13 protein-coding genes, 2 tRNA genes and 1 pseudogene are annotated in these 14,975 nt (G+C 33.8%); 5 read left to right on the top strand and 11 right to left on the bottom strand.

Annotation, left to right across the window (positions count from 1 at the left end; translation table 11 throughout):
- Nucleotides 1–45: 45 nt before the first annotated feature.
- On the bottom strand, nucleotides 46–672 hold the full coding sequence (locus PC_RS03745) for an exopolysaccharide biosynthesis protein (protein WP_011175328.1): 627 nt from the start codon (nucleotides 670–672) through the stop codon (nucleotides 46–48).
- Between the two features lie 17 nt (nucleotides 673–689).
- A complete protein-coding gene (locus PC_RS03740) occupies nucleotides 690–1,100 on the bottom strand; it encodes a hypothetical protein (RefSeq protein WP_011175327.1) in 411 nt (136 codons plus the stop codon).
- Nucleotides 1,101–1,333: 233 nt separating this feature from the next.
- On the opposite strand from PC_RS03740, the gene PC_RS03735 reads away from it, so the two are divergent.
- The 4 genes from PC_RS03735 (at nucleotide 1,334) to PC_RS03720 (ending at nucleotide 3,525) form a co-directional block, all read left to right on the top strand.
- Nucleotides 1,334–1,406: transfer RNA gene (locus PC_RS03735), tRNA-Val, on the top strand.
- Between the two features lie 12 nt (nucleotides 1,407–1,418).
- Nucleotides 1,419–1,492 (top strand) — tRNA-Asp (locus PC_RS03730).
- Nucleotides 1,493–1,623: 131 nt separating this feature from the next.
- Nucleotides 1,624–2,580: a YitT family protein gene (locus tag PC_RS03725; RefSeq protein ID WP_011175326.1), complete on the top strand. Its 957-nt coding sequence runs from the start codon at nucleotides 1,624–1,626 to the stop codon at nucleotides 2,578–2,580.
- A gap of 264 nt (nucleotides 2,581–2,844) precedes the next feature.
- On the top strand, nucleotides 2,845–3,525 hold the full coding sequence (locus PC_RS03720) for an LOG family protein (protein ID WP_039357756.1): 681 nt from the start codon (nucleotides 2,845–2,847) through the stop codon (nucleotides 3,523–3,525).
- 59 nt (nucleotides 3,526–3,584) lie between these two features.
- Here the strand turns inward: PC_RS03720 and PC_RS03715 are convergent, their stop codons facing one another.
- The 7 genes and pseudogenes from PC_RS03715 to rpe form a co-directional block, all read right to left on the bottom strand.
- A complete protein-coding gene (locus PC_RS03715) occupies nucleotides 3,585–4,262 on the bottom strand; it encodes a hypothetical protein (RefSeq protein ID WP_011175324.1) in 678 nt (225 codons plus the stop codon).
- Between the two features lie 29 nt (nucleotides 4,263–4,291).
- The gene (locus PC_RS03710) at nucleotides 4,292–5,002 is read right to left on the bottom strand and encodes a hypothetical protein (protein ID WP_011175323.1); all 711 of its coding nucleotides are present in this window, start codon (nucleotides 5,000–5,002) and stop codon (nucleotides 4,292–4,294) included.
- A gap of 346 nt (nucleotides 5,003–5,348) precedes the next feature.
- Nucleotides 5,349–6,710: an acetyl-CoA carboxylase biotin carboxylase subunit gene (gene accC, locus PC_RS03705; RefSeq protein WP_011175322.1), complete on the bottom strand. Its 1,362-nt coding sequence runs from the start codon at nucleotides 6,708–6,710 to the stop codon at nucleotides 5,349–5,351.
- A gap of 9 nt (nucleotides 6,711–6,719) precedes the next feature.
- Nucleotides 6,720–7,232, bottom strand: coding sequence for an acetyl-CoA carboxylase biotin carboxyl carrier protein (gene accB, locus PC_RS03700; protein ID WP_011175321.1), 513 nt, complete (start codon nucleotides 7,230–7,232; stop codon nucleotides 6,720–6,722).
- An 81-nt stretch (nucleotides 7,233–7,313) separates the two neighbouring features.
- Nucleotides 7,314–7,379: pseudogene (locus PC_RS10315) on the bottom strand (DUF924 family protein); the annotation flags it as partial.
- A gap of 243 nt (nucleotides 7,380–7,622) precedes the next feature.
- Entirely contained in the window at nucleotides 7,623–8,177 is a 555-nt protein-coding gene (locus PC_RS03690) for an elongation factor P (RefSeq protein WP_011175319.1), read from the bottom strand.
- 37 nt (nucleotides 8,178–8,214) lie between these two features.
- Complete coding sequence (rpe, locus tag PC_RS03685; RefSeq protein ID WP_011175318.1) at nucleotides 8,215–8,946, bottom strand: ribulose-phosphate 3-epimerase; 732 nt, start codon at nucleotides 8,944–8,946, stop codon at nucleotides 8,215–8,217.
- A gap of 507 nt (nucleotides 8,947–9,453) precedes the next feature.
- Between rpe and brnQ the strand changes: the two genes are divergently transcribed.
- Entirely contained in the window at nucleotides 9,454–10,635 is a 1,182-nt protein-coding gene (gene brnQ / locus PC_RS03680) for a branched-chain amino acid transport system II carrier protein (RefSeq protein ID WP_011175317.1), read from the top strand.
- Between the two features lie 1,325 nt (nucleotides 10,636–11,960).
- Here brnQ and PC_RS03675 read toward each other — a convergent pair.
- Both PC_RS03675 and PC_RS03670 read right to left on the bottom strand, forming a co-directional pair.
- Entirely contained in the window at nucleotides 11,961–13,868 is a 1,908-nt protein-coding gene (locus PC_RS03675; protein WP_011175316.1) for a hypothetical protein, read from the bottom strand.
- 70 nt (nucleotides 13,869–13,938) lie between these two features.
- A complete protein-coding gene (locus PC_RS03670) occupies nucleotides 13,939–14,697 on the bottom strand; it encodes an aspartate kinase (RefSeq protein WP_052278709.1) in 759 nt (252 codons plus the stop codon).
- Between the last annotated feature and the right edge of the window lie 278 nt (nucleotides 14,698–14,975).

Here is a 14,975-nt window from a genome sequence, read left to right as displayed (position 1 = left end):
AAACTATGAGAATGAGGAAGGGAATATGTAAAGGCTTGTATGTTTTTATCTATAAACATAAAAATCAAAAAAACTAGAGGCTCCTTCTTTTCCTAACCAGATTAAACCCGCAAGTATTGTGAAACATACTAGGCTTAATCCATAGGCAATAAGAATTGCCGCACCATCGTCTTCTAAAATCGCTAATCCGAAAATAAGTAGAGGATAAGCAGCTAAAATATTACTTAAAGGAATTGGCAATGGCAAAGCTAAGACAAATCCCAAAATAGCAATCATTAACCCATGGAAAATTAATAGAATAGGATTTTTTACCAGATTTGGAAGCCTAGGATAAACAAAATAGCGCAATTTATTTGTTACTTTTAATGCTAATTTTGCAATTTTTTCTAAAACTGAATAAGGAATTTTTTTCCCTAAAATCCATCTAGGAAGCCAAATTTGATGTCCAAACCCTATTCTCAATCCAATAAATATGAGAAGAATTCCGAAGGGAGTGGAAAAGCCGGGAATTTGAATAGGTTGGCAAAAAGGCAGACTTAATAAAACCAAGAGAACGGCCTGCCCTTTTTTAGCTAAATTACGAATCAGTGATTCAATTGTCATGCCTTTCTCTTTTGCGTCCAAAAGTAGTGTTTGCAGAGACTCAGCAAATACATTAATCCGTTCTTTCATAAGGCTTACTCTTCAAATTATTTACTTAATTTTTTTTCGCAAGCATCTAAACGATTTAAGGCCATTTCTTGACATTTTTCTATTATTTGTTTAGCGCCTTCGATGTGGTAAATTCGGTTTAATTCTATTCTTAATTTATCACTAAGTTCATGGTCGGCTAGAGTCAATTCATGAGATTCCATATTAGGGTATTTATATTGAAATTCTCTAGCTCCAATCATTACAAAAACCAATTGATCAAATCTTTTTTGTAAAAGGCTCGTCGAAGCAAGTAATTGATCTCTATTTCGAATTTCTCGCAACTCTTGGATAAGGGAGCGAGTAATCCCTTTACCTTCTTCTTTATAATCTTCTAAAGATTTAGGTCCACAACTAGTCAAAAAAAGAAAGCAGCCTATTAAAAAAAATACATGCCGGTAACGATTCAAGGCTATAACCTAAGTTTTATTTAAAAAAAAGATGTTTAAATTGCCATTAAAAATCTAGGTTTTTAAAAGAAAGATCTAAAATGTCATGTGATAAATGTTATAAAATTAACCATACTTTTTACAGTCATTTCATAATTTTCTTAATATTAAAAATTTATGAATATTTTAAATATTATAAAAAAAGTATCTTGTGCTAAATTCATTGAACATGTAATCTCTAGGCTTATTTTGCAGGGCGTATAGCTCAGTTGGTAGAGCTCCTGTCTTACACACAGGTGGTCATAGGTTCGAGTCCTTTTGCGCCCAATACTTGCAAATGCGGGAGTAGTTCAATTGGTTAGAGCACCGGCTTGTCACGCCGGAAGTTGCGGGTTCGAGTCCCGTCTCCCGCGTTCTATTTTTAAGATAGTTCGCTTCAATCATTCTTTCGATCTGTAAGTTTAAAATTCCCTTTTTTCTATTGATGACTGTCTTTGCGAAGTTAAAGTTTTAGTTTTTTTTCATCCTCTAAGGGCGTTCCACTATGCATGTTTCTCACCCCTCGAAACGTTCCATTCTCTCAATGATTATTACTTACCTTTGGATCGCCATAGGAGCGTTTTTAGCCGCTTTTGCTTTAGAAGTTTTTTTTATTCCAAATAATTTGATTGATGGTGGTATTGTCGGAGTCGCAATGATATTAGGAAACGTTTTTCGACAATCGTTAATTCCTTATCTTTTAATTCTCCTAAACTTACCCTTTCTTGTTTTAGCTTACCGATCTATTGGAAAAGTCTTTGTTCTTCACATGCTTTTCGCAACCTTTTTATTTGCTGCTTCAATGATTTTTATCAGCAATATGCTGCATATTCAGTTTCGAGGAGATAGCTTAGAAGTTGTTGTGATTGGCGGAGCTATTTTAGGAATTGGTCTTGGCTTAATTATCCGCGAAGGTGGATGTTTGGATGGAACTGAAATTTTAGGAATCATCATTAATCGTAAAACGGGCTTTACTGTTGGTCAAGTCGTTTTAGTTTGCAATATTTTTGTGTTTGGGGCAGCAGGATTTGTTTTTAAAGATTGGCATCCTCCCCTCATGTCTTTAATCACTTATATTGTCGTGATTAAAATTATGGATTCGGTGATCGTCGGTTTGGATGAAACAAAATCCGTTTTAATTATTTCTTCAAAATCAAAAGCAATAGCCGATGCGATTGTCCACGAACTTGGATTGGGTTTGACTATTATGTACGGACGTGGGGGTTTTTCTGGGGATGAGCGTGAAATTCTTTATGTCATTGCAGAAAGACTTCAATTAGCAGAGCTCAAAGATTTGATTTTACGAGAAGATCCTAAGGCATTTATTGCCATTGAAAATCTTCATGAAGTGGCAAATGGCAAAGCTCATCATGGAGATAGTCAAGCTAAGCAAACTCGAATGGAACGCATTTTTTCTCGAATTTTGCCTAAAACTAACAAACACTCTTCTCCTCCAGCATAAATAAGCCATTCCAGATCTCTAATCTATAAAGGCTAAACTATTTAATAATAGTCAAACTTCGCTGTCAATCTAAATTCATTTTCGATTAAATAGCTTTTTATTCTTCTAGCTAATTCTTTCTCATTCTTTATAAATCCCCTATTATAAACTTTCAAATTTTTTATTGACATAACCAACTGAAATAGGCAAAAAGAAGCAGAAACAAGAAATTTACAAAATTAATTTCGGCGAAAACCGAAGCGATACGAATTCATGGGGTTCTCAATGGCTTTAAATCCTGAAATTGAAAAACAACTTTTTACCCATGATTCTTGGCGTGTTTTTAGAATTATTTCAGAGTTTGTCGATGGTTTTGAAACAATGACAAATCTAGGTCCTTCCGTTTCTATTTTTGGATCTGCTCGTCTGCCGCCAGAATCCATTTACTACAATTTAGCAGTTGATGTTGCAAGACATATTTCACGGAAAGGCTTCGCGATTATCACTGGAGGTGGGCCGGGAATTATGGAAGCGGCTAATAAAGGTGCTCAAGAATCCAAAGGCCATTCTTGTGGCCTTGCGATTGATCTCCCGTTTGAAAGTGAACCGAATCGATTTATCGATTTCAAATATCGACTTAATTTTCGCTACTTTTTTATTAGAAAAGTGATGTTTATTCGCTACGCGCAAGGATATGTCTTTTTACCTGGAGGGGTAGGAACTTTGGATGAACTATTTGAAGCTTTAACACTCATCCAAACAAAAAAAATCAAAGCCTTTCCTATTTATTTAATGGGTAAAGCTTATTGGGACAAAATGGTTGCTTGGATGGAAGATACCATGCTCGCTCATGGATGTATTTCTCCCTGTGATTTGCAAATGTTTCAAATTACGGATGATCCAGAAGAAGTTGCAAACGGAATTGAACGTCATTATCAACGTGATCGAGCTTTAAAAAATTTTTAAACATTTAAATAAAATTCGTAGTATTAAGCAGCCGATATCGCATATCCTATTCACTAAAATTAACGTGTTTGAGGAAGTTCTTGCATATTTCCAAACGTATTTCTAGAAAAACTCGCACTTGTTGATACACTTGATGTCTTAAAGGGTTGAGCTACATTAGGAAAAGGCATGGATGAATACGAGCTCTCTCGAAAAGATGGGGATGGTGTTGCAGGGGTATGATTCACTTCAGAAAAGCGCCTTGAAGGAAGTAGATGCATTTCATTATTCCTTATTACTGGAAAATGGCTTGAATATGTTGGTACATCATAATTATTTTCATAGTCATATTGCCTATTTCTAGGTACAGAACTGATAACAGGAAAGGGAATAAATGGAAGTAAATACATTCTTTTGGCTGCCCAATAGTATGGAGTGCTACACCAATTCCAAACTCTTCCAAAATGATTGCTTTGGTAATGAGGTTGATCGAAAGTGTTCAGCTCTGTCGAAAAAGTTGGCGATAGGTAAACAGCATTAAAATCAAGTCTTCTAATTACCCATACAGCCACAGCTATCACAGGAACGATTCTCAATATTGCTGAAAATTGAGGAGACTGTCTTTGATAAGCGTCGGCAAAAGCTAATGAAATTACACTCGTTGCAACTGCCATAATTGCATCAGTTACAATTGTGTGCGAAGGAAAATCATTTCTATGTGTTGTTGTCCATGATCTGAAAATATTTATAGGATCCATTATTTGATACCTTTCTAATTAATTTATTATTAATAAGCGGGATAACCAATAAATTCTGCTTCACTGTAAGGAACACCATACAAGGCAGTATTAATCAAAATATGTGGGAATTGAGCAATACGCCAATGGTTATTAACGCCGACTAATACTAATTGACCTATATGCCATTTCCTAAAAGTATAGTCGTCTTGATTAATTTGCCAAATGGTATTGTCGTTTAATTGGATAAGTTTTTTTTGAGGCTCAAAATTAACAATCCAACGAGTAGCCGAACCCATAGATTGTGGAGCACCAATCAAATTTACTTCAACAATTTCACGAGTCGATCGATTTTGTAAGACATAGGCATAGTTAGAAAAACAAGAAGATTTGGGCTTAATAAAAATGATGTCTGTTTGTACCCAGTGACGTATTATTTCTCTTTGATAAGGATGAACAGACCAATGTGAACCGTCATTCAATTGAATGACATCGGCATTTCCAGAAATAGCCATTGGTGCGTAGTAAGCATCATTATGAATTCGGTAAAGAAGCTCTTCATCATCAAAATTAATGGGATTTTGTCCAGTAGACTGCAAAAGCGCATGAACTTCTGTGGGAATTTCTTTAAACCGTTTTTCTTCAATGTATGATAATTCTAATGGTGTTAATTGCTCTTCGGCTATCTCAGCGGCAGCCAAAAATTTCCATGAAAAAGCCACAATTAAGACACTAGTTAGTTGATAAAATTTTATTTTCATTATTAATTCTCGATATTCATAGTTTTTATAGTTTATTTAAATCAAACTGAAAGCTCTTTTTACCTATTTCTAAAATTACTTTTGTAAAAAAATCTCTTATGCAAGCTTTTTTAAATATTTCACGAATATCTTACAAAGCAATTAAGAAATAATAAAGAGTTGTTTAATTAAACAAAAAATTAAAGACTATTTTTCAATGAAGTTAAATGAAAAATTTGTTTGAAGGCCTCTGCAAAAAAGGCATTATTGTGAACCAATAAATTCAATATTTTTGCTCAAAATTTACAAGGAATATATATTTTAGAATTCTTTTCTTATAAATTTTAAGCAAAAGACTGGACAATATCTATTCTAATTCAAAGCGATTACCTTCTGCAATTAGGTTATCGATATAAGTCAGATCAAAATCTGCATTTAAAAATTTTGGATCTTCTAGCATATAAAGGTGAAAAGGTATTGTGGAATTAACTCCTCCGATATGAAATTCACTTAGAGCTCTTTTTCCTATTGCAATAGTTTCTGTACGATCTTTACCCTTCACAATTAATTTAGCAATCATTGAATCATAGTTAGGAGGAATGGAATATCCTGAATAACAAGCGCTGTCAACTCTAACATGGGGGCCACCAGGAGGAAGATAATATTCTAATTTTCCAGGAGAGGGAGCAAAATTGTGGCTAGGATTTTCTGCATTAATTCTAAATTGAATTACATGACCAGTGAATTTTACATCCTTTTGTTCTAAAATCAATTTTTCTCCACGAGCAATTTTGAGCTGTTCCATTACAAGATCAATACCTGTTAATTCTTCTGTGACCGTATGCTCAACTTGAATACGTGTATTTACTTCCATAAAATAAAAGTTTTGATCTTTGTCTAAAAGGAATTCTACTGTTCCCGCAGAAAAATAATTTGCTTCTTTAACAACATTGACAGCTGCTTGACCAATCTTTTGGCGCATTTTTTGACTGAGAACCGGACTTGGAGACTCTTCAATGAGTTTTTGTCTGCGTCGTTGAGTAGTGCAATCTCTTTCTCCTAAATGAATATAATGACCAAATTTATCCCCTAACACTTGCACTTCAATATGTCGAGGATTCATAATCATTTTTTCTAAATAGACGTCTGGATTCCCAAAACTTACCTCTGCTTCAGCTCGTGCAGCTGCAAATAGCTTAGTAAACTCTTCTTCGTTGTAAGCTATCCGAATTCCTTTCCCGCCACCTCCCGCAACAGCTTTAATGAAAATAGGGAAACCTAATTTTTTTGCGTCTTTCAAAGCTTCTTTAATATCCACTACGACTCCATCTGAGCCTGGGATAACAGGACAACCAGCTTTTTTTGCTGTTGCTTTAGCTTTAGCTTTATCACCAAGCAATGCAATAGATTGGGGAGCCGGTCCAATAAAGTTTAAGCCACAGCTTTCACAAATAGAGGCAAAATTTGCATTTTCGCTTAAAAAACCGTAACCCGGATGGATCGCATCAGCTCCGGTAATTTCACAAGCAGAAAGGATATTTGGCACTTTAAGATAAGATTTATGGGAAGGGGCTTCTCCAATACAAATGGCTTCGTCAGCATGAAGAACGTGTAAGGCTTCAGCATCTGCTTGCGAATAAACAGCCACAGTTTGAAGACCTAAATCGTGACAAGCACGAATAATTCGAACGGCAATCTCGCCTCTGTTAGCGATAAGAACTTTTTGCATAAATAAAAATTACTCAACGATTCGGAAAAGTTTCGTACCAAATTCTACAGGCTGTCCTGATTCAACCAAGATTTCAGCTATTGCTCCTGAGACATTTGCTTTAATTTCATTCATTACTTTCATCGCTTCGATAATACAAACCACACTATTTTTTTCGATTCGATCTCCCACTTTGATAAAACTTGGATCATCAGGTGAAGGGGCTCCATAAAAAGTTCCTACCATAGGAGATGTGACATAAAGGCTATTAGTATCGACTTTGGGAGCTTCAACAGCAATAGGAATTGGAGGGCGGGCAGTTGGCATTTCGGCACCATGGGAAAGGGCCTGATCCGTACGTTGTTGTAAATATGTTCTAATTTGTTCTTCTGAATCGATTAGTGTGGAATCAGCTATTGATCGTCCATGCCCATTCTCTTGTCGTTCGAGTATCAATTCAAATTCATTTTGTTTAAGTTGGAGCCGTTTTGTTCCTGTTCGCCCCATCACTGCCATAAGTTCTTTGATGTGTTTTAATTCCACGTCGATTTCCTTTCTAATTAAATAAAAATGAGAACATCTTAAAAAGGGCTTGTCCCTTGTTGACTTGAGTAAATTTTTCCTTTAAGGGTCGGAATCTCGACCTAAAATAGCATTTCGATAAGGAAAACGACCAAAGTAAGCAATAGTTTGTTGTTACCTCAGGGCAAAATTTAAAAATTTTTGCCTTTGCAGGCGAATTTTGCTCAAGAATCAATTTCGCTGAGATTGTCGAAGTCAAAATTTCAGTTTGTTTTAATAAAATAGCTTCAGGAGCCGTTTCTGTAAATATTTCATTTAGACTTAATATAAACTCGATAATCAATGAATGGATCCTGTTTATCTTTATCATAAGCACTTGATTATCCTTCCCTTAATTTTCACTTTTAAATATCAAACACGTTGAATATATTCGTCAGTTTTAGTGTCAACTTTGATAATATCTCCTGTTTCAATAAAAGGTGGAACTTCAATTTTTGCCCCTGTTTCTAAAATGGCAATTTTTGCTCCATTAGCTAGATCATTTTCGTCATCCGAATGCGTTTTAGCAACCATTAATTCTAAAAACTGCGGAAGCTCGACAGCAAAGATTGTTTCTCCATAAAAAAAAGCTTTAATTTCGACCCCTTCTTTGAGATAATTAACTTTGCCACTCACGATTTCAGCTGGAACGAGGACCTGGTCTAAATTAACAACATCCAAAAAAAGATACTCATCTCCTTCAGGATAAAGGAACTCTAAGCGACGTTCAATTAATGACACATCTTTAATCGGTTGATTCAGCTTAAAGCTTTTTTCAACCATTTCATTATTGCTCAAATCTTTTAGTTTAGCTTTAATAAAAGGAGTCCCTTTAGGAACTGTTACTTTTACGCTGGATTCAACACGATAAAGTTTGTTGTTAATGGAAAGTGTCATTCCTGGAGTCAATTGATTACTTGTCGCCATAATTCCTACAGTTATCTGTTAACAATTTATTAATTTTTTAATGACCTTCGGCAGACTGCCGCATTTGCTTTATTGCATCGGCAAAGTTTGGAGATTTAAAAAGGCTTGTTCCTGCCACAATAACATTTGCCCCCGCTTCTACGCAACGTCTTACATTCAAATGAGTAATCCCTCCATCGACTTGAATATCAAAAGGAGGAAGTTGATGACCCGTTGATGAATTATCTTTAAGGGTCACTCCCCCTGCTCGAATATTAAGCTGGTTACACAAGTCCCTTGTAAATTGCACTTTGTCTAGCACTTTTTCGATAAATTTTTGTCCTCCAAAACCTGGATTGACAGTCATCAAGAGAATCATATCACATTTATCTAAATATTTAGGTATCATAGAAACAGATGTTTCTGGATTGAATGCCAAACCTGCTCGTATATTACATTTTCGAATATAAGCCAGTGTTTCTTCTACATCTTCTGTTGCTTCCATATGAAAAGTAATACTATCAGCTCCAGCTTGGACAAAACGTTCAATGTAGTCAAATGGGTTATAAATCATTAAATGAACATCTAAAAACAAATTTGTTGCTCGATTGATAGCAGAGACTGCTTGAGAACCCATCGTTAAATTCGGAACGAAATGTCCATCCATAATATCTAAGTGCAGTGAGTCTGCTCCTGCTTGCTCAGCTTTTTTAGCTTCATCTGCTAGATGCCCGAAATCTCCCGCTAAAATCGATGGAGCAATTTTAACAGCTTGCGGTTCTCTTTTCATATTTTATCCATTTCTTAAAATTACCTAAGTTCATACTCCGTTCGATGATCAAAAGTCAAGATGATACCAAGATCATACAGTAATATCATTGAATATCAATAATTTTTGCTTTGATTTTTTTCTTTCTTGCTGTATCAGCTAAATAAATTCAAGTAAGGATTGTTATTCCCAAAAATATTTTTTTCCCTATAGAAAGGTTTGGGTATTTAGAATAGAAATAAATCACTATGTATTTACTTAGCAATTCAACGTTGACTTTAAAAGCTTGAAACATTAAATTTTTTATTAAATTTAACAATATTTTTCAGATGTTGCACTTAAAATTTATTTTAAACTCTTCTCTCCTTCATGTCATTAGTGTGCGCTAAGCGCACATATACATACGACTGTTTTTTTATCTCCCCTTATCCATTTTAAATTAATTCATTATGATTCGTTACTATTATTAAACTATTTTGATTTTTTATCGATAAACTCATCTTACAGAGTGAAAATTAAAGGAAATATATGAAAAAGCCTTCACCAAGGTCAAATACTTTAGCGACTGGCCTTGCTATGTTCTCAATGTTTTTTGGAGCAGGAAATGTTGTATTCCCGCTCGCATTAGGGCAACATGCAAAAGATCAAAATATATATGCTATTATTGGACTTCTTATTACAGCTGTCGGAGTTCCTTTTCTCGGTCTGATTGCAATGACTCTTTTTGACGGAAATTACCGAGCTTTTTTTAATCGTTTAGGCAAGATTCCTGGTTTTTTAATAGCTCTTACTATCATGGGATTAATTGGCCCATTTGGAGCTTTACCACGATGTATCGCTCTTTCCTATTCTACGATTAGTCTTGCTATTCCTCATTTAGAACTGATTCCTTTTAGTATTATTTCTTGTATTTTAATTTATTTATTCACTTTTCGCAAAAATAACATTATCGATGTATTAGGGTATGTCTTAACTCCCTTTCTCTTATTTTCTTTGCTTATTATTATTTTAAAGGGTTTTTGGGAAGCAAATGGTTTGCCTGCTTCAATTCATCAACCTTATGAAACATTTTTAGTAGGACTACAAGAAGGCTACCAAACAATGGATCTTTTAGGAGCATTCTTTTTTTGTTCAGTCGTACTAGCTTGCTTGAAAAAAGGGGTTGAACCACAAACGCATGAACATGTTAATTATAAAAAAATGATAATATTAACTCTAAAAGCTAGCTGTATTGGGGCATTTTTGCTAGGTTTGGTTTACTTAGGATTTAGCTATGTTGCTGCCTATAACAGCGAAAATCTCGCTGAAGTTTCTAAAGAACAAGTTTTAGCAACTTTATCTCACCAAATTTTAGGTCCGAATGCAGGAATTGTCGCTTCGATTGCCGTCGCATTAGCCTGTCTAACTACAGCCATTGCACTTGCAGTTGTTTTTGCAGAATTTTTACATTTTGATGTTTCTAAAGGAAAGATTTCTTATCATAACTCTCTCATTCTCACTCTAGTTGTTTCTTTCATTTTTTCAACATTGAATTTTACAGGAATTATTGCTTTTTTAGCTCCTATTTTAGAAGTTTGTTATCCTGCGTTAATTGTTTTATGTATCGTCAATATCGGTTATAAACTTGTTCACTTTAAACCAGTTAAAATACCTGTATTTAGTATATTTGCTTTATCGCTTTTATACCATGCCTCAAGTTACTTAAAGTAATATTTATCGCTTAAATCAGAGTTGTTTTCGCAGCTCTGATTTAAATTCATTATCTTCAAATAAAATGCGCGATATTCTAAATTTCACTTTATATTCATGCGGTTTTCAAAATAATAATCATTTCAGCATGATAACTAACTCGAATTTTGGGTTTATTTGCCTAGAATCCATTGAATTTATTTAAATAAAAAAGTTTAATATAAACTTTTCTGGAAATAAAAATTCTCCTTTTTATTTTCATTTTTCCTCTAGCCAAATTAACCAATTCTCAAAATTTTAATGAATCTATCGTAAAAAATGTTTTTATAGCTATTCTCTCATTTTTTCCTCTCCTGTTCAATTCCCAAACAAAATACCCCTTGTCCTCTGTCATAGGGGAAAATAAAATTTGATTTTGAGTCATCCCAAAAAATTGTCTATCCATTCATACTAGCTCAATCTTTATCTTTTATCTATTCTCTATCTAGTAAATCTAACTTTTCGGATGAAGAAACATAGACTAAAATCCCTCAAAGTTTTTCTTTCAATTTAACCCGTATATCAGATCCCCTTCTCTGCCACTGAATTCTCCCTCTCATTCTTTCTCCAATTCCCTATATGAAGTAAATTCCATTTAAATCTTAGTTACGAATAAGTTTCTCCTCCTTTTATCCACTTAACATCTATTCAACACAACTGGCAAAAGTTCTCCTACTCACACAATCAATTAATTTAACCGGGTATCATGATATAAAATTTATCCAACCATTATTCATCACCCTAGCTGGACAAATTTTGGCTTCTACTAATAAATTTCAAATCAAAATATATTTTTTTAATAAGTCGCCCTTTTATGAATCTGAATCTAGATACCCAATAGGAGGAAAAAAGTGAATAATGTTTTAAGATGATTAAATAAAACATTAATGCTCAACGTACAAACAGGAAGGAAATATTCAAAATAGAGAGTACTTTTTAAAATGAAATTTTTTATAGCGGGAAATTATCAACAATCAAATATGCCTTGAAAAATATTTTCGAAATGGCTTGTTAAGTGAAAAAAGGAATTATTCAATCTTACCGTCAAATGAATTGGGAAATTATTCAATACAAGTTTTTTAAGAATAGAATTTTTATTAAAGGCGAACAAATAGAATTGGCATAAATTCCTCAATTTAAATTAAGTTAATCTATAGAGGGTTTAAATATATCAACCCTCCATTTTTAGAAGATATGAAATTGGGTAAATTAATTAGTTGATATAAAAAAACTATTGCGGAAAGACAGCTTCTATTTAAAGGATAGGAATTTAACATTATTGCTTACTAATAAGAAAGAATCATAAGCTAATGCATAAGAAATTTCGGTTGGTTCGTTTCCCAGTGTTGTAATTCCTGTTTAATTGCCTGAAAAAAACATTCTCTTACGTTAGAATCTTGCGAACAACAAATATACCCAATACAATTATTTCCGCTTGTTTTTGTATAAGCGTATGCAAGCTCTGTATGAGGAACATGTAGATCGTGAACAGCTCTATAAATCCTTTCTTTTACGAGGGGGTCTTCTAAAATAATCATTGCAAAAGCATTAGAAGGTTCATGGTAAAATTTCAGATAATAGCTTTCATGTTTATAGCTTTTTAAACCTTCTAGTAACATCAAAAACAAAATTTTGAAAGCTTTCGGATCGATTAAAGTACGAATAATATCGGGGGCTAATGAATAGAAAAAGTTTTCTAATAATAACTCGTCATAATCTTTTGTATCTTTAAGTAATTTATGAATCAATACAAGTTGCTCATGTTGCTTGGAAATCATCCCTCCATTATAGTCTCTAACTTCTCCAACAACCTTTGATAGCTCTCCTACAACAGCCTGCCTCGCTTTGTACAAATCGATTGAGTGATCAGCCCGCAAAAATGCATCTTTCAAAATTTTTAAACGAAATACCGACGCTTCTTTAGGATGTTTTTTACGTATGTGCCCTGTAATTTTTGTTCTATCAGGGATGTATTCAACTGATATTTCATAAGATTGAAATAACTTTGTCAAACTTTCTGAATCTGGTTTTAATACGCGTGCTAAAATGACAGTAAAATAAAGGTGCGAATAAGCTTGTTCATCAAACGTAATAAACACTTGAGGAATGTCTCGTAAATATTTGATTTGATTTGTCAAAATCAACATATTCCGAATTACTTCTTCTTCATTTCGTGGCATAAAAATCGGATGTTGTTTATGCTCAATGCGATTTTTTAAATTATGCGGAAGCTCTTTTCGCAGTTTACGAATTTCTAAAATTGTAAAATCACTGCCGTCTTTTTTTTCTATTTCTAAATAGGAAATTCCAATATTTTCTGATCCAAGTTTATTGATAAAAAATGATTGCTCAACTGATTGAGAAGATGGTAAATAATGCTGAATAGCTTTTAGTAAATGTTTTTCACCAAATGTTTCTTGTTCTCTCAAAAAATTAATGCCAACAAGTAATCCTAACACCCTTTTACGACCTTTCGGCGTTACGAGAAAAGTGCGAAATATTTTTAAACTTAAATGACGGCGATGAGATCTTTTCTTAATTGCTTCCCTTAAAGATTTTCTAAACAAATATTGAATACTTATGATCCGACTTAAATGACGAGGTTGCCTGATTGCTTTAAAATCATCTCGACATGTAACTAATAAATGTTGCATTTCTGTAAACACATCCGCCCCATAAATGTGAGGAAAACGTTTAACTAAATGAGCAATCATACGACGAATTGAGGTTGTTTTATCGTCAGCCGATAATCCTTTAATTTCTAATATTTTTTGCGCATAAAATTCTGATTGCATCCCCAAGGCTATTTCTGTGCTGATGATGGGAAAATGTTTGCATATCTCTTCAAATTCAGATACCGATTTTACACTGACTACAATTTCGCAAATCGTGTAAATTTCGCCACTTAACTCTGCTAATTGAAAATCTGAGGCATGAACTAATACGACATTAAGACTTTCATCTGGAAGTAACCAATGGCTAATCATTTTGAAAAAGAACTTAAAGGAATTAGAACGGAATTTTGATAGAGCAAAAAAAGATAAGGAGCCCGGAATTTTTTTATTATCAGAGCATGTCACCAAAGGATTTAATTGGCGAAAAAAATTCTTTTGATACTCTCTTGTTTCTTCCTCCGTTTCTTTGTATTCAAAAAAATCTTCGGGCAGCACTTTTGTTAATCCATGTAAAATAATTTCCCGATAATTATTTTTCATTATTTCATCATTTTCGGAAAATTCAAAAAGAGGAGTAATAGTAAGTTTAGAGCGTTTTTTCATGTTATTGTTAAGAGATTTCATAAACTGGATTTATCGATTTTTTACAATCAACACTCGTAATCCAAGTTCCTTGATCATGCCTCGAAATAAATGAACGTACATGCAAAGGCATGCCATTTTTCTCTGCAAGTTTAATAGCTCTCGCATGTAAAACTTTGGCCCCTTGGTTGACAATTGTCAAAGCTTCTTGATAATTAAGAGTTGGATAGCAGATGGCATCGCTATACATTTTAGGATCTTTGTTATATATTCCTAACACATCTTTATAAAACTCTATTTTTTCAGCTTTCAAAGCCACTCCAATTGCTACTGCTGATGTATCAGACCCCCCTCTTCCAAGAGTTGTTACCTCTTTATCTTGACTAACTCCTTGAAAGCCCGCCACTATAACAATTTTGCCTTGTTCTAAAGTCTGAATCAGCCTTTGAGGACGTACATCAATAATATGAGCACTAGTATGTTGAGAACAAGTTAAAATTCCTGATTGACTTCCAGTAAAACTTACTGCGTCTTTACCTTTACGGCAAAGGATCATAGCAAGTAGAGTCATACTAATTCGCTCTCCCGCACTAATTAACATATCATATTCACGCTGAGGAGGATTTGGGTGCACCTGATGAGCTAATTTAATCAATTCGTTCGTCGTTTGTCCCATAGCACTGACAACAATCACTAAACGTGGGAAAACACATTGACGTTCAATAATTAGATCAGCAATGCGAGCAAAATGCTCCGGAGAAGCTACAGAGGCCCCACCAAATTTCATAACTAATGTTTTCATAAATTTTGGGTGATATGAATCGAACAATGAGGAATCTTACGTGTATTCTATTTTTTGATAAAAAACACTTGAACCTAATTTCTGATCTTTAATTAGTTTAGCTTATCAGAGTCAAAAAGCAAATTCCGATGATTAATTATAAACAATTTGAATTTATTTTTCTATTAAAGAAAATAAAATAAAGTTGATAGAAATTTCTTTAACTAGCCATCAACGAAACTTCACTGAGTTGATATTAACTAATATTAACCGATCTACATTCA

It is taken from the genome of Candidatus Protochlamydia amoebophila UWE25 (assembly GCF_000011565.2).
Classification (GTDB): domain Bacteria; phylum Chlamydiota; class Chlamydiia; order Chlamydiales; family Parachlamydiaceae; genus Protochlamydia; species Protochlamydia amoebophila.
This window is presented reverse-complemented; position numbering and strand designations above follow the sequence as displayed.